This window comes from Marinobacterium rhizophilum DSM 18822 (assembly GCF_000378045.1).
GTDB classification, from domain to species: Bacteria; Pseudomonadota; Gammaproteobacteria; order Pseudomonadales; family Balneatricaceae; genus Marinobacterium_A; species Marinobacterium_A rhizophilum.
Genome location: NZ_KB899090.1, coordinates 129,583 through 145,081, shown reverse-complemented (window position 1 = coordinate 145,081; position 15,499 = coordinate 129,583). Strand labels below are relative to the sequence as shown.

The 15,499-nt window shown below is 58.6% G+C and carries 15 protein-coding genes; 8 read left to right on the top strand and 7 right to left on the bottom strand.

What is annotated here, in order from left to right; all coding sequences use genetic code 11:
- Positions 1 to 61: 61 nt before the first annotated feature.
- From F451_RS0102505 to gloB, 5 genes are all read right to left on the bottom strand, one after another.
- Positions 62 to 1,093: a microcin C ABC transporter permease gene (locus tag F451_RS0102505; RefSeq protein WP_020679776.1), complete on the bottom strand. Its 1,032-nt coding sequence runs from the start codon at positions 1,091 to 1,093 to the stop codon at positions 62 to 64.
- Positions 1,093 to 2,181, bottom strand: coding sequence for a microcin C ABC transporter permease YejB (locus F451_RS0102500; protein WP_020679775.1), 1,089 nt, complete (start codon positions 2,179 to 2,181; stop codon positions 1,093 to 1,095). The genes F451_RS0102505 and F451_RS0102500 overlap by 1 nt, the downstream gene beginning before the upstream one ends.
- A complete protein-coding gene (locus F451_RS0102495) occupies positions 2,181 to 4,010 on the bottom strand; it encodes an extracellular solute-binding protein (RefSeq protein WP_051103895.1) in 1,830 nt (609 codons plus the stop codon). Before F451_RS0102495 ends, F451_RS0102500 begins: the two co-directional genes overlap by 1 nt.
- A gap of 333 nt (positions 4,011 to 4,343) precedes the next feature.
- The gene (locus F451_RS0102490) at positions 4,344 to 5,942 is read right to left on the bottom strand and encodes a lytic transglycosylase (protein ID WP_020679773.1); all 1,599 of its coding nucleotides are present in this window, start codon (positions 5,940 to 5,942) and stop codon (positions 4,344 to 4,346) included.
- A 69-nt stretch (positions 5,943 to 6,011) separates the two neighbouring features.
- Complete coding sequence (gene gloB / locus F451_RS0102485; RefSeq protein WP_020679772.1) at positions 6,012 to 6,797, bottom strand: hydroxyacylglutathione hydrolase; 786 nt, start codon at positions 6,795 to 6,797, stop codon at positions 6,012 to 6,014.
- A gap of 139 nt (positions 6,798 to 6,936) precedes the next feature.
- Here gloB and F451_RS0102480 point away from each other — a divergent pair, with 139 nt between their 5' ends.
- From F451_RS0102480 to dnaQ, 3 genes are read left to right on the top strand one after another with little or no spacing between them, the layout of a single operon-like run.
- Complete coding sequence (locus F451_RS0102480; protein ID WP_020679771.1) at positions 6,937 to 7,698, top strand: class I SAM-dependent methyltransferase; 762 nt, start codon at positions 6,937 to 6,939, stop codon at positions 7,696 to 7,698.
- On the top strand, positions 7,676 to 8,122 hold the full coding sequence (gene rnhA / locus F451_RS0102475) for a ribonuclease HI (RefSeq protein WP_020679770.1): 447 nt from the start codon (positions 7,676 to 7,678) through the stop codon (positions 8,120 to 8,122). Before F451_RS0102480 ends, rnhA begins: the two co-directional genes overlap by 23 nt.
- Before the next feature lie 9 nt (positions 8,123 to 8,131).
- Positions 8,132 to 8,857 (top strand): DNA polymerase III subunit epsilon, encoded by a 726-nt coding sequence (dnaQ, locus tag F451_RS0102470; protein WP_020679769.1) that lies wholly within the window; start codon positions 8,132 to 8,134, stop codon positions 8,855 to 8,857.
- Between the two features lie 91 nt (positions 8,858 to 8,948).
- On the opposite strand, the gene nhaB is transcribed toward dnaQ, so the two are convergent.
- Positions 8,949 to 10,451 (bottom strand): sodium/proton antiporter NhaB, encoded by a 1,503-nt coding sequence (nhaB, locus tag F451_RS0102465; protein WP_020679768.1) that lies wholly within the window; start codon positions 10,449 to 10,451, stop codon positions 8,949 to 8,951.
- Between the two features lie 310 nt (positions 10,452 to 10,761).
- On the opposite strand from nhaB, the gene nudC reads away from it, so the two are divergent.
- A complete protein-coding gene (gene nudC, locus F451_RS24610; protein WP_020679767.1) occupies positions 10,762 to 11,547 on the top strand; it encodes an NAD(+) diphosphatase in 786 nt (261 codons plus the stop codon).
- A gap of 23 nt (positions 11,548 to 11,570) precedes the next feature.
- Here nudC and F451_RS0102455 read toward each other — a convergent pair whose 3' ends face one another.
- The gene (locus F451_RS0102455) at positions 11,571 to 11,906 is read right to left on the bottom strand and encodes an SCP2 sterol-binding domain-containing protein (protein ID WP_020679766.1); all 336 of its coding nucleotides are present in this window, start codon (positions 11,904 to 11,906) and stop codon (positions 11,571 to 11,573) included.
- Positions 11,907 to 12,009: 103 nt separating this feature from the next.
- Here F451_RS0102455 and sohB point away from each other — a divergent pair, with 103 nt between their 5' ends.
- The 4 genes from sohB to nagZ all read left to right on the top strand — a co-directional run bounded on the left by sohB (position 12,010) and on the right by nagZ (position 15,486).
- The gene (sohB, locus tag F451_RS0102450) at positions 12,010 to 13,077 is read left to right on the top strand and encodes a protease SohB (RefSeq protein ID WP_020679765.1); all 1,068 of its coding nucleotides are present in this window, start codon (positions 12,010 to 12,012) and stop codon (positions 13,075 to 13,077) included.
- A 156-nt stretch (positions 13,078 to 13,233) separates the two neighbouring features.
- On the top strand, positions 13,234 to 13,890 hold the full coding sequence (locus tag F451_RS0102445; protein WP_020679764.1) for a TetR/AcrR family transcriptional regulator: 657 nt from the start codon (positions 13,234 to 13,236) through the stop codon (positions 13,888 to 13,890).
- The gene (locus F451_RS0102440) at positions 13,887 to 14,372 is read left to right on the top strand and encodes a L,D-transpeptidase (protein WP_020679763.1); all 486 of its coding nucleotides are present in this window, start codon (positions 13,887 to 13,889) and stop codon (positions 14,370 to 14,372) included. The genes F451_RS0102445 and F451_RS0102440 overlap by 4 nt, the downstream gene beginning before the upstream one ends.
- A gap of 109 nt (positions 14,373 to 14,481) precedes the next feature.
- Positions 14,482 to 15,486, top strand: coding sequence for a beta-N-acetylhexosaminidase (nagZ, locus tag F451_RS0102435; protein ID WP_020679762.1), 1,005 nt, complete (start codon positions 14,482 to 14,484; stop codon positions 15,484 to 15,486).
- Positions 15,487 to 15,499: the final 13 nt, after the last annotated feature.

Here is a 15,499-nt window from a genome sequence, read left to right as displayed (position 1 = left end):
CCAAAGCCGAGACGGTGGTGCGTACGCAGGTGGTAATCTAGGAAGGTATAAGCAGGCAGCATCACAGCTTGAGTTTCCTTGCATCGAAGGCGTCGCGAACCGCTTCGCCGACAAAAATCAGCAGCGTCAGCATGATGGCCAGGGCAAAGAATGCCGTAATGCCGAGCCAGGGTGCGTGCAGGTTGGACTTGCCCTGGGCAACCAGTTCGCCCAGGGATGGGGACCCCGGGGGCAGACCGAAACCGAGGAAGTCCAGGGCGGTCAGGGTGACCAGCGAGCCGTTGAATATGAAAGGCATGAACGTCAGGGTCGCGACCATGGCGTTGGGCAGAATGTGGCGGAACATGATCAGCCGGTTTCCCAGGCCCAGCGCCCGGGCCGCACGCACGTATTCCAGGTTGCGGCCGCGCAGGAACTCGGCTCGCACAACATCCACCAGGTTCATCCAGGAGAACATCAGCATGATGCCCAGCAGCCACCAGAAGTTCGGCTGCACAAGGCTCGACAGGATGATCAGCAGGAACAGCACGGGCAGGCCCGACCAGATTTCGATAAAACGCTGAAACAGCAGGTCGATCTTGCCGCCGTAGTAACCCTGGATTGCACCGGCCACGACGCCCACGACGGAGCTTGCCAGGGTCAGCACGAGCGCGAAGAGCACGGAAATGCGAAAGCCGTAGATGACCCGTGCCAGTACGTCACGGCCCTGGTCATCGGTTCCAAGCCAGTTGTCCCGGCTCGGCGGCGAGGGGGCCGGTACCGCCAGGTCGTAATTGATGGTATCGAAGCTGTAGCGCACCGCGGGCCAGAGTATCCAGCCCTGACCCGCGTTGTAGATCAGGTCCTGGATATAAGGGTCCTTGAAGTCGGCCAGGGTTTCAAACTCGCCGCCAAAGCGGGTTTCGCTGTAGTCCTGCGCCACCGGCCAGTAAAGCTCGCCCTGATATTGCACCACCAGTGGCCTGTCGTTGGCGATGAGCTCGGCAAACAGGCTGAGAAAAAACAGCAGGCCAAACAGCCACAAAGACCAGTAGCCGCGCTTGTTCGCTCGAAAATTGTCGAGCCGGCGACGGTTGATCGGATTGAGTCGCATCATCCCTCCCGGCTCTCGAAATCGATACGCGGGTCGACGATGACGTACGTAATATCGCTGATCAGTTTCAGCACCAGGCCGATGAGCGTAAAGATATACAGGGTGCCGAATATCACCGGATAGTCGCGGTTTATAACCGCCTCATAGCCCAGCAGGCCGAGGCCATCGAGGGAGAATATGACCTCGATCAGCATCGAGCCGGTGAAGAATATACCGATCAGGGCCGCGGGCATGCCGGCAATGATCAGCAGCATGGCGTTGCGAAATACATGGCCATACAGTACCTGGTTTTCGTTCAGGCCCTTGGCGCGTGCGGTCAGTACATACTGCTTGCCGACCTCATCCAGAAAGGAGTTTTTGGTCAGCATGGTCAGGGTGGCGAAGCTGCTGATAACCGACGCCAGTACCGGCAATGTAATATGCCAGAAATAGTCCGCGACCTTGCCGAGCAGTGACAATTCGGCAAAATTTGACGAGGTCAGCCCGCGCAGTGGAAACCAGTTGAAATAGGTGCCGCCTGCAAACAACACGATTAGCAGGATGGCAAAGAGGAAGTTGGGGATCGCATAGCCGACAATAATGACGCTGCTGCTCCAGACATCGAAGGGGGTACCGTCGCGCACCGCCTTCTTGATGCCCAGTGGGACCGAGATCAGATAGGTCAGCAGGGTGGTCCAGAGTCCGAGTGAAATGGACACCGGCATTTTTTCCAGGATCAGTATTGTCACGGGCTTGTCGCTGTAGAAACTGCGGCCAAAATCAAACACCAGGTAGTTTTTGAGCATCTGCCAGAAACGCTCATGGGCGGGTTTGTCGAAGCCGTAGAGCTTTTCGATCTGTGCGACCAGTGCCGGATCCATGCCCTGGGCGCCCCGGTAGCTGCTGTCTCCATTGCTGTTTTGAATGATGTCGCTTTGTACGGCACTGCCGATACGGCCGGTTGCCTCGACGCTGAGGCCCTCGAGCTGCGCCAGGGTCTGCTCGACAGGCCCGCCGGGGGCGGCCTGGATAATGATGAAGTTGATGGTCAGAATGCCCAGCAGCGTTGGAATGATCAGCAGCAGCCGGCGAAGTATATAGATGCCCATCAGTGCGTCGGCGCCGTATCGTCAGGTTCCAGCGCCCACCAGGTATCCAGTCCCAGGCTGTAGGTCGGGCGCACTTGCGGCATGCCGTAGCGATTCCAGTAGGCGATCCGGTAGGTGGCAATGTGGAACTGCGGAATGACGTAGTGGTTCCACTGCAGCACCCGGTCCAGTGCCCTGGCGGCAGTCACCAGGCTGGCACGATCCGGTGCCGCGATCAGTGTATCGACCAGGCTGTCGACGGCGGGGTTCTTTATGCCCACCAGGTTGCGTGTGCCGGGCATGTCTGCCAGCTCGGAGTGCCAGAAGTCACGCTGTTCGTTGCCGGGCGAGCTGGATTGGGGGAAGGAGCCGACAACCATGTCGAAGTCGAAACTGCGCAGTCGGTTGATGTACTGAGATACATCGATTATGCGGATATCCACATCCACACCCATGCGCTCGAGGTTGCGAATCATCGGGGCGATCACGCGCTCAAATTCTTTCTGCACCAGCAGAATTTCGAAGCGGAACGGTTCGCCCGTTGTGCTGTTGATCAGCTTGTTGTTGCGGAACTCCCAGCCGGCGCTTTGCAGCAGGCGCATGCCCTGGCGCAGTGCGCCACGGATATTGCCGCTGCCGTCGGTAGTCGGGGCGCGGTAAACCTTGGTAAATACCTCGGGCGGCACCTGATCGCGCAGCGGTTCCAGCAGTTTAAGCTCCTCGGGCGTTGGCAGCTCGGTAGCAGCCATTTCCGAGTTGGAGAAAAAACTGTGGGTGCGCGTATAGGCATTGTAAAAAATATTGCGGTTGGTCCACTCAAAATCAAACGCATAGCCCAGCGCTTCGCGTACCCGCGGGTCGGCGAACTTGTCCCGCCGGGTATTGAAAATAAAGGCCTGCATGCCGGTGGGATTGCCGTTGATCAGCTCCTGTTTGCGAATGCGGCCATCTTCAAAAGCGGGTCCCGTATAGGCGGTGGCCCATTCCTTGGACGAGGTTTCCAGGCGGAAGTCGTATTCGCCGGCCTTGAAGGCTTCCAGGGCAACAGTGGCATCGCGGTAGTAGTCATAACGCATGTAGCGAAAGTTGTAGCGGCCGCGGCTGACGGGCAGATCCGCGCCCCAGTAATCATCACGCAGAGCATAGGTGACCGAGCGGCCGGCTTCGAAGCTGTAGATGCGATAGGGGCCGGAACCCACCGGTACATCCAGAGACGGGCTGTCAAAGGCGCGATCCTGCCAGTAGTGTTTTGGCAGAATGCTGGCCTGGCCCACGATCAGCGGCAGTTCGCGGTTGTTTTCACCCTTGAAATAGAAGGTCACAGTGTGGGGATCAGGTGCTTCAATTCGGTCGATACCCGCGTAATAGGCACCGTAAAAAGGACTGCCTTTGCTGCGCAGAATATCGAAGGTGAAAATGACGTCCTCCGCGGTCACCGGCTGGCCGTCGCTGAAACGCGCGGCTTCACGCAGCTTGAATGTCACCCAGCGACGATCCTTCGGCAGGGTCACAGACTCCGCCAGCTGGCCGTACTGTGAAAAGGGCTCATCCGCAGCCTGATCCATCAGGCTGTCGTATATCAGGTCGGTGCCGGCGGCGACGCTGCCCTTGATGATGAAGCTGTTGAAGCTGTCAAACGTGCCCATGTCCCACTGTTTCAGGGTGCCACCCTTGGGGGCATCCGGATTGACGTAGTCGTAGTGGCTGAAGTCGGCCGGATATTTTAGATCCCCATGCATGGCGATGCCGTGGCTGGTGTGGCTGTCGGCGAGCAGATAGCTGCTAGCAAACAGGCAGGCATTGATAATGAGTGCGCCAAGAAATCGCAAGTGCAAATGTGTCCTGGTCATAGTGCTCCGTCACCTCTGCAAGAATATGACTTGTTATATCAGTCACTTGTCGCTTATGGAACCGTGGATGGGTCGAGTTGCGCTATAAGACAAGGGAATTGCAGATTTATTCCATCGTCGTTTGCTAGAAGGCCCTTTGCTAGAAGGCCTCGTGATAGAAGGGCCTGTGATAAAGGGGCTCTCAATACAGGTTTGTAAAAGAGGTTGTGAGGGCGTGATATTGGTGTGGCGGCTGTCAGCCGTGAGCCTGAACGCGAACCGCCCCGGCACTGCTGTTCTCGCGAGGGCGGTGCGAGGGCAGTACCAGGGCGTTTGCTTGATGCAAGCCGGCGTTTAGCTGTCGGTCACGTTAACGAACAGGGTGAGTTTTTGTCCCGGCTGCAAATACTGGTTTCGATCCAGTTTGTTCCAGCGTTTCAGGTCTGCGACGCTAACACTGAAACGGTTGGCGATGTGTGACAGGGAGTCGCCGCTGCGGACGCTGTAGCCTACCTGGCGCAGTGTTTCCCGACCGCCGAGGGCGAGGGTGTCGCTATTGCCATTGCGCCAGATCACCAGGTCCTGGCCTGCCTTGAGCGGGCTTTTGGGGGTCATTTGATTCCAGCGCGTCAGGTCGCTGACGGAGACCTTGTGACTGCGAGCAATCTTCCAGAAGCTGTCGCCGGCACGTACTCGGTAACTGACCTTCTTCCGTGCGCTGCCGGTTGAGCCCGCCTGGCCATCGTTGGAGGCGAGGCTGGCGTTGGCAGGTCCCGGAATCAACAGGGTCTTGCCGGCAGTAATGCGGTTGCTCTTGAGCTTATTGGCAGTGCGAATTGCCTGGGTGCTTGTATTGAAACGTGCGGCAATGGCTGAAAGAGAGTCGCCGCGTTTAATGCGGTAGCGGTTCCAGCGTACCCGTTGCTCCGCCGGCAAATCGGCGAGTTTGTCGCGGAAGTCATCGGCGTTGTCGACCGGTATCAGCAGGCGGTGCGGGCCTTCGGGGTCGGTGGCCCAGCGGTTGAAACCGGGGTTCAGCAGGGCAATTTCTTCACTGCTGGTGTCGGCCAGCTTGGCAACCTGAGCGAGATCAATCTGCCCCTGGGTTTCGATTATGGCGAAGTAGGGCTCGATGGGCAGTGGCCTGAGAGTGACACCGTAATTGCCCGGGCTTTTCACCAGACTTGCGATGGCCAGCAGCTTGGGTACATACGCTTCGGTTTCGCTGGGAAGGTCGAGGGACCAGAAGTCGGTTGGCAGGCCTTTCTTCGTGTTCTTGCGGATGGCCTTGGATACGGTGCCGCCGCCGGCATTATAGGCGGCCAGGGCCAGCAGCCAGTCACCGTCAAAGCGCTTGTTGAGCTGTTCGAGGTAGGTCAGGGCGGCATCGGTGGATGCCACGATGTCGCGGCGGCCGTCATACCACCACGTTTTACGCAGGCCAAAATGCTTGGCGGTGCCCGGTATGAACTGCCAGGGTCCGGCGGCGCGGCCGGAGGAGTAGGCGAAGGGGTCGTAGGCACTTTCAACGACAGGCAGCAGGGCGAGTTCTGTGGGCAGGCCGCGCTCGATGATTTGCTGCAGTATGTAGTGGTAGTAGCGTTCGGCGCGATCGGTCACTCGGTCCAGGTAGTCCTGGTGCTTGCTGTAATACGATATCTGCGACGCGACGCGGGGGTTGTCCGTTTCGAGGGCTAGCTGGAAGTAATTGCGGCTTAATTGCCAGAGGTCGTCAGGGGGGGCAGTCGTGTTCGCGCGGGCTTTGCTATGGCCAAGGCTGTCACGACTGCTGGTCGCTCGGGGGTCCCAGGGGCTGGCGTGGGCGCTAGCCGGGCTGGCGGACAACCCGAGTGCATCAGTGCTGCTGTCGGGGTTCTGTGTCAGGGCGCTACTGCAGCCGGACAGCAGAAGTCCTGCAGCTGTGATGGATATCCAGTTGCGTGTAAGGGTCATGGGCCAGAAATCTATTTCAAAAAAATTCGAAGCATTCTATGGGTGGGTACCGCACTGGTCAACCTTTGATCAATATTGGTTTTTCCATTGGCGGATGACCGTCATGACCTCGACCGGCGTTTCGAGCGCAGAACCGGCATGCTGGCAGGCGCTGGCCTTGACTGTGTCGGTGCGGGTGCGCATGAACGGGTTGATGTTTTTTTCCGTGCCGATGTGGCTCGGCAGTGTGGGTTTTGCATCGGCGCGCAGTGCCTTGCATCGTTTAATCGCCGACTGAATGTGCACATTGTCGGGCTCGACGGCGGCGGCGAATGCCAGGTTGGCGAGGGAATACTCATGGGTGCAGTACACTTCGGTTGAATCGGGCAGGCCGGCAAAATAATCCATGGCCTGTTGCAGCTGGTGCGCGCTGCCTTCAAACAGGCGCCCGCAGCCGGCCAGGAACAGGGTGTCGCCACAGAAAAGCTGCGGTGCCTCGTCTGCCGTCCGGGGGGCGCAGTAATAGCTGATATGGTCCAGTGTGTGCGCCGGTATTTCCCGTATCTGCAGACGCTGGCCAAAGAGTTCCAGGCTGTCGGAGTCCTGCAGTGGGTGGTCGATGCCGCCAAACGGGCTGGGACGCGGGCCATACACCGGCACGGGAAAGGTTTCGAGCAGGCGGGCGACACCGCCGGTGTGATCCTGGTGGTGGTGCGTAATAAGTATCGCTGCGAGTGTCAGGTCGTTGTGTGCCAGGTACTCTAATACCGGGGTCGCATCGCCGGGATCCACCACCGCAACACGGTTGCTTTGCGGCTCGGCCAGAAGCCAGATGTAGTTGTCATTGAAGGCCGGGATCGGTGTGACCTGAAACATGGCAATCCTCATTTGATTGGGGCACCTGCAGCGTGGTGCCTGAGCCGATACAGGTTACCTCAATCAGTGGGTGCTGTTAACATACCGTCATTGTCAGCAATACCGGTCTTACTGGATGAGATTTCGTCAGCAGCCTCCATTGCATAAACTGATCCCCGCATTGCGTGGCTGGTTTCAAACCGAGCTTGGGCAGGAACTTCTCGCGGCGGAGCGGGCGCAGGTCGAGCGGCTTTTGCCAACGATGTTCGGCTACCATCTGCTGCAGCTGGGTATCGACAGCCAGATCTGTTTGTACGACAGCAGTCCTGTGTCACACAAGTTTATCGTCGCGCCGGCACTCGAGCTTGGCCTGGGGCAAAACAGCGTGATTGCGGCGAACGAGGAGTTGCCGCTGGAACGTAACAGTCTGGATGTCGTGATTTTGCATCATGCGCTGGACTTTGCCCAAAGCCCGCACCAGGTGTTACGCGAAGCGGCGCGGGTGCTGCGCCCGGGCGGGCATCTCCTGATACTGGGATTCAATCCGCTCAGCCTCTGGGGGCTGTACAGCCGGCTGTGCCGCCGGCGTACCGAGGTGCCCTGGTGCGGACACTTTATCAGCCACTGGCGTCTGAGTGACTGGTTGAGCCTCGTGGAACTGGTAGAAGTAAAGTTGATAACCGATTTTTTCCTGCCGCCCATGGCGACGGGAAAATGGCGCCAGCGCTTCTGTGCGCTGGAGCGTTTTGCCCGACCCGGTCGTAGTCATCATGGCGCTTTTTCGCTAATGGTGGCGCGCAAGGATGTGGTCGGCATGACGCCCATTCAGCCAGAGTGGCGCCGCCGAAAACTGATCAGTCTGCCGATACCGGAGCCGACTGCGCGAGGAAAGCATTGCCGTGAAAACAGAGAAGTCCGTTAAAATTTACACCGATGGCGCCTGCAAGGGGAACCCGGGGCCGGGAGGCTGGGGAGCCGTGCTGCGTTATAACGATGTGGAAAAACAGTTGTTCGGCGGGGAAAAAAACACCACCAACAATCGCATGGAGCTGATGGCGGCGATTGAATCCCTCGCGGCACTGACCCAGCCCTGTGTGGTGGATCTGACCACCGACTCGCAGTATGTGCGCAAGGGGATTACCGAGTGGATGCGCAACTGGAAGCGCAATGGATGGAAGACCGCGTCCCGCCAGCCGGTGAAGAATGCCGACCTGTGGCAGCGGCTGGACATCGAAGTCGCGCGCCATCAGGTGAAGTGGCACTGGGTCAAGGGGCACAGCGGCCATCCGGAAAATGAACTGGCCGATGCGCTGGCCAACAAAGGCGTTGAGCAACTCAAGGGGTAGGGGCTGTTAATGCGGCAAATCGTACTGGATACAGAAACCACGGGTCTTGAGCCGGCGGAAGGGCACAACATTATCGAGATCGGCTGCGTCGAGCTCATCGGTCGCAAGCTGACCGGGCGCACCTATCATGTTTATATCAAGCCTGACCACGCCATCGACCAGGAAGCCATTGAGGTGCACGGCATCACCAACGACTTTCTGGCCGACAAGCCGAAGTTCGCCGAGGTGGTGCAGGAATTTCTGGACTTTATACGCGGCGGCGAGCTGATCATTCACAATGCGGCCTTCGATATTGGTTTTATCAATGCCGAGCTTGAGCGCATCCGTCATCCTGAGCGCGTGGCCGATATCTGTGGTGTGATTGACTCCCTGCTGCTGGCGCGTCAGAAACATCCGGGGCAGAAAAACAACCTGGATGCACTGTGCAAGCGTTACGGCATCGACAACTCGCACCGCGAGCTGCATGGTGCCCTGCTTGACTCCGAAATTCTGGCGGATGTGTACCTCGGGCTGACCGGTGGTCAGCTCAAGCTGGACACGGGTGATGATGGCTCCGACAGCAGCAGCTCCGAGCGGAGCATCCGTCGCGTGGAGGAGGGGCGCTACAGTTTACGCGTGCAGCGGGCCAGCGACGAGGAGCTGGAGGCGCACCGTGCCTTTGTCGCGCTGCTGAGCAAGAAGGGTGGCGAGCCTTGCCTGTGGGAATTGCTGGAGCAGAACGAGCTGCAAAGCTAGCGAGCCAGCCGTTCCGGTTTTAAGCCCATAAAAAAACACCCCCGCAACGCCAGATCGCGGGGGTGTTTTTTTTTGCCCGTAGCGTTGCGGCTTACAGGGCGACGGTCACGGCGACAAACCCTACACCACTCATCACGATGGTATAGGGCAGCGCCATGAGCACCATGCGTCCGTAGGACAGGCGGATGAGTGGCGCCAGCGCCGAGGTCAGCAAGAACAGGAATGCCGCTTGGCCGTTGGGTGTGGCGACGCTTGGAATGTTGGTGCCGGTATTGATGGCCACGGCAAGTTTGTCGAAATGCTCGCGGGTGATCTCACCATTGTTCAGTGCCGCTACCACTTCATTGATATAGACGGTGGCGACGAAAACGTTGTCGCTGATGGCTGAAAGCAAGCCGTTGGCGGCGAAGAATACCGCCGGCTGCACGCTTGGCTCCATTGCCAGCACGGCATGGATTATCGGCTGAAACAGGTGCTGTTCGTGGATGACTGACACGATGGAGAAAAACACCACCAGCAACGCGGTGAACGGGAGTGCCTCTTCAAACGCCTTGCCGATCTGGTGCTCTTCCACTATGCCGTTAAATGCAGTGAGCAGAATGATGACGCACAGGCCAATAAGGCCGACTTCGGCAAGGTGAAACGCCAGCGCAAGGACCAGGAAGATTGACACCAGAACCTGAACGCCCAGCATGGCGATATCGCGCTTGGTGCGCTTGCGATTCTCCTCGCGGTTGAACTCTTCCAGAATGTGGCGCACGTTCAGCGGGATCTGCTCTCCGTAACCGAACAGTTTGCCTTTTTCCAGCAGGATGCAGGTCAGCAGGCCCGCGAACAGAACCGGCATGGTAATCGGGGCCATGATGACGAAGAATTCAACAAAATCCCAACCCGCTTTCTGGGCGATCAGCAGGTTCTGCGGCTCACCCACCAGGGTGCAGACGCCCCCGAGCGCCGTGCCCACCGCCCCGTGCATCAGCAGGCTGCGCAGGAAGGCACGGAACTGTTCCAGTTCACTGCGGTGCGTGTCACCGACGTGCTCATCGTCCGAGTGATCGTGGTCATGCTGTGTCGACTTGCCAGAGGCCACCTTGTGGTAGACCGCGTAGAAGCCTACGCCCACGCTAATCAGGACTGCTGTCACCGTCAGGGCATCGAGAAATGCCGACAGCATGGCCGCAGACAGCGAAAACAGCAGTGATAGCGTGATTTTGGAGTGTACTTTCAGCAGTATCTTGGTGAATAGCCACAGCAGCATGCTCTTCATAAAGTAGATGCCTGCGACCATGAACATCAGCAGCAATATAACCTCGAGGTTGGACTCCACCTCGTGGGCAACCGATTCTGGGCTGGCCAGACCGATGATGATCGCTTCTATGGCGAGCAGGCCGCCAGGCTGCAGCGGGTAGCACTTGAGCGCCAGGGCGAGTGTGAATATAAATTCAAAGATCAGCAGCCAACCGGTAACTACCGGGCCTGCAACCTGAAACAATATGGGGTTCAGGATAAGGAAGCCAATAATAGCCTGCTTGTACCAGACGGGAGAATTACCCAGGAAATTGCGTATCAGCGCCTGGGACAGAGAGTTCGTCATGGCTGTTCTTCCTATGCCAGCAGAGTCTGTTATGTTTACGGTGCCACGAAATCAGTTGCAGTCAGGAATGACAAGGTAACCGTTCATCGCGACCCTTTATGACAAAGCGCGGCGTAGCCTAGCAGCGGCGACGGTAAATAAGAATAGCCACAGGTCATAAAAAAACGCTGTTAATATCCGTTTTACTGCGAGATGAGCGCCTGCGCGGCCAGCGTTTTCGGGCGTGCGGCGTTAGCCTATCAGGCATTATCATGTTTGCTTATTGTAGGGATAAGCGAGAATTTATTTATAGCGTGAAAGAGGCTGATTAATGAGACAGGATAACCGCCCGCCAGTACTGCTGGCTGCCTGTGGACGTTTGCTGGAAAGCCCTGCCGGTGGGCTGGAGGCGCTGCCAGCCGACGTGGCCATGTTGCAGCCGGATGCCATCGAGGCGCGGTACCCGCTGGGGTCCGATGCGTCCCAGGGGCAGCTGCTGGTGCTGAGTGCGACGAGTAAGCCGGCCTTGCAACAGCAGACGGTACAGTTACGCGACGTCTTGTCCCGGGCGCGTGATGAAACCGAATATGCCTGGTTGTCACGGGCGGCGCAGCTGGCGACCTGGCACGAACAGCACCGCTTTTGCGGCCGTTGTGGCGCGGTGCTCAGCCAGCATGCCCAGGATCTTGCCAAGAGCTGCGAGCCCTGTGGCCTGAGCCAGTATCCGCGTATATCGCCCTGCATTATTGTACTGGTGTTGCGCGATGATGAATGCCTGCTGGCCCATGCGCCCCATTATGCAGCTGGCCGTTACAGCACCCTGGCGGGTTTTATTGAGGCTGGTGAAACCGCGGAGGCGGCGGTGGCGCGTGAGATCCAGGAAGAGGTGGGAATCGAGGTAGAAAATGTACGCTACTTCAAGAGCCAGTCCTGGCCCTTTCCTCATGCCCTGATGCTGGGGTTCTTTGCCGACTACAGGGCCGGTGAGCTGATTCCGGACGGAGTCGAGATCCTGGATGCGCGCTGGTTCAGTCGCGACAACCTGCCGGACCTGCCTCCGTCGTTTTCCATCTCGCGCCAGTTGATCGAAAGCTACCGCCGGGGCGAGGTTGCCTGAATTGCGCAGGCCAGCGCCGGGCCTCAGCGCTGGCGCTGGCGTGAAAAAAGCTTGCCCAGGCGTGTGGCCAGCATGATATTGCCCTCGGCACGCAGCTGGCCTTTCATAAAGGCGCTCATGCCATCCTGTTGGCCGGTAACGACGCGGATAAAGGTTTCACTGCCAACATAAAGTGTTATATCCGGGTCGGCATGTCGCTGGCGCACAACTTGGCACTGCTGATTCTGGATCGCAATATAAAAGGCGCTCTCGTCGTCAATAATGAACTGGAAAGTGCTTGTCAGATCTTTTGCCTGGTCGGGGCAAAAGCGAGAGGGGAGTTTATCGATTACCTGGTCGACGCTGAGCTGTTCGTTCATGGGATTCCACTGTGTTCTGGGCAGTAAACCGTCTGGTCGTGACGACAGCGTTTTATGGTACATTACCCGCCTTACATTGATCTAAGACTTTCTGGAGAAGCAAGTGCTCTCGTTCCTGTCTGATTACGGGCTGTTTCTGGCCAAAACGATGACCCTGGTGGTTGCTGTACTGCTGTTGGTGCTCGGGCTTGCGTTGATTGCCGCACGTAACCGCAAAAGTGGTGCGGGCGGAGATATCAGCGTAACCAGCCTTAACGAGCAGCTTGAGGATATGCAAAGCGCCATCGAGCAATCGGTCATGGACAAGGACAGCTACAAACAGCAGATGAAGGATGAAGCCAAGCGGGAGAAGGCGGAGGCGAAGGCACGTAAAAAGGCCCTCAAAAAGGGTGAGGCTGCTGAGTCATCCGGACGACGCCTGTTTGTGATCGATTTCGATGGCGATATCAAGGCCAGCGACGTCGAGCCGCTGCGCGAGGAAATTACCGCGATCCTCACCGTGGCCTGCCCTGAAGATGAAGTTGTACTGCGGCTCGAGAGTGCCGGTGGCCTGGTGCATGAGTATGGCCTGGCCGCGTCACAGCTTGAGCGTATTCGCGCACAGAAAATCCCGCTGACCATCTGCGTTGATCGTGTCGCTGCCAGCGGCGGTTACATGATGGCGTGCCTGGCCGATAAGCTGATGGCGGCGCCCTTTGCGGTGCTGGGCTCTATTGGTGTCGTGGCACAGATGCCCAACTTCCACAAGTTGCTGAAAAAGCATGACATCGATATGGAAGTGCTGACTGCCGGCGAATTCAAGCGAACCCTGACGATGTTTGGTGAAAATACTGACAAGGGCCGGGAGAAGTTCGTCGAGGAGCTTGAGGATACCCATGCGCTGTTCAAGGAGTTCGTGACCGGTTACCGGCCCCAGCTCGACATTCACAAGGTGGCGACCGGCGAGATCTGGTTTGGCAGGCGTGCTCTTGAACAGAAGCTGATTGACGAAATCTGCACCAGCGACGATTACCTGATGCAGGCGGCGCGCGATGCCGATGTGTTTTGCGTGCGCTACGAGGAAAAGAAAAGTCTGCAGGAGCGTATCAGTGACTTTGCCGTGCATACCGGTGACAGCCTGATGCTGCGCTGGTGGGATCGGCTGTACAAAAGCCGCCTGCTGTCCCGCTAACAGTCTGTCGGACCTGGCCAGACTGTGAGAGTCGGATTCTCCACAGTCGCTTGGTGTTAAGTCCGGCAGAGCGCGAGGGTGGGGCATCGATCACGCCAATACAGGCGGCAGTGTGTCACTCTGATTACGTAGCCTGCTCATCATGGAGAGAAGCGGATGCAGCAATCCGACACAACGGACAAAATACTTCAGGCGGCGGCGTCGCTGTTTGCCGAACAGGGCTTTAATGACACCACCCTGCGCCAGATTACCGCGCGCGCCGGCGTCAATCTCGCTGCGGTCAACTATCACTTCGGGTCGAAAGAACGCCTCATTCTTGCGCTGGCGGATGCCAGTGTCGAGCCGCTGGTGCTGCATCTCGAAAAGGTACTGGCGGAGCGCCTGGCACTGGCGCCGCAGAGCCTGTCGCTGGACGAACTGATTGAAATGCTCATGCGCACGCTGTTACGCACGCAGCGGAGCAGCCCCGAGGGGCTGAGCGTGTTCATGCGGTTGCTGGATCTCGCCTACATGGGCCGGCAGCAGGCGTTGCGGGAGCATCTGGTGGGGCGTTTCGGCGCGCGCTTGCAGTTGTTTTTACAGCATCTGCGTCAGGATTCGGCGCCGATGGCGGATGATGAGTTCTTCTGGCGACTGCACTTCTTGCTGGGCTCGGTTATTTTTACGCTGGCAAACTTCCAGACACTGGTAACGCTTGAAAAGCAGGCCCTTGATCTGGATGCCGAAATCGAACAAACGCTGCATCGGCTGGTGCCGGTGCTTGCCGGTGGCTTCCAGGCGCGGGCGCAAAATACGCAGTTCTGCTGGTTATGAGTGACCTGCGGCTGTGCATTTCGATCGGCCGGCAGCAGCTCGACCTGTTTGATTGTGACCGGTTGTTGCTTAGCTACCCTGTGTCCACCGCGCTGAACGGTCCTGGTGAGCAGGAAGGCAGTGGATGTACGCCGCGGGGGCGCCACTTTGTGCGTGCCAAGATTGGCGCCGGTCTTCCGCTGAACGCGGTGTTTCGCGGGCGGCGCTTTACCGGTGAGATCTACTCGCCCCAGCTGGCCCAGGCGTACCCCGGGCGCGACTGGATACTGTCGAGGATTCTCTGGTTGTGTGGCCGCGAGCCCGGTGTTAACCGGCTTGGATCGGTCGACACCATGCGCCGCTATATCTATATTCACGGCACCCCCGATACCGAGCCCATGGGCGTTCCGTTGTCCCATGGCTGTATCCGCATGCGCAATAACGATGTGCAGGATCTGTTTGCCCGCGTGCCGGTCGGGGTGGCTGTAGACATTATCGACTGACAGCCCCGTGCTCTCCCGTATTTGACGCGGTCGGGGCCTTGTCATGTCTGGATTAGTAATCTGTTATTCGCATCAGCCAATCTGGCTGTGCTGGGCTAAGGGAGATTTCATGACGGCAGCTGTATTGATGCTCGATCTGGCGGGCACTGAGCTGAATGCCGACGAAGCGGCGTTGCTGGCCGAAGACGCGGTGGGTGGACTGATACTGTTTAGTCGTAATTACGAAAGCCCGCTGCAGTTGCGTCAGCTTATCGAGGCGGTGCGGACGGTTGCACCGAATATTTTGATTGCGGTTGATCACGAGGGTGGCCGGGTGCAGCGCTTTCGCGATGGCTTTACTGTTCTGCCCGCCATGGGGGTTTTGGCCCAGCGTTATGCACAGGAACCGGCGTTGGCGCAGGAGGAGGCGGTTGAGCTTGGCTGGCTGATGGCGGCAGAGCTGGTCGATATCGGTATCGACATCAGCTTTGCGCCGGTGCTGGACCTGGATTATGGCCGCAGTCGAGTGATCGGTGATCGTGCTTTTGGGTGCGATGCCGCCACCGTCACGACCCTGGCCAGTGCCTTTGTTCGCGGTATGAGCGATGCGGGCATGGCGGCGACAGGCAAGCATTTTCCGGGGCACGGGTGGGCCGAGGCGGACTCCCATCTGGAGATTCCCACGGACGAGCGGGATCTGGCGACCATCGAGCAGCAGGACATGCAGCCCTTTGCCCGGCTGATTGATGCCGGGCTGGCGGGCGTGATGCCGGCCCATGTGATTTACACGGCGGTGGATCCATCGCCGGCGGGCTTTTCGAGCTACTGGCTGCAGCAGGTGCTGCGCCGCCAGCTGGGCTTCAAGGGGGTTATTTTCAGCGATGACCTGAGCATGGAGGGTGCGGGCTTTGCCGGCGGTTATGCCGCGCGTGCCGCCCGGGCGCTGGAGGCGGGCTGCAACATGCTGCTGGTCTGTAATCATCCTGAAGGCGCGCGGGAGGTGCTGGACTACCTCAAGGCGCACCCGCAGGCGCCCTGTCCGGGCCTTGTTGCGCTGCGCGCAGCAAGGCAGGGGCTGGATGCGCAGCGACATGCAAGGGCGCAGGCGCTGGCTGCCAGGCTGCGGAATCTTTAGGGGCATCCTGGCT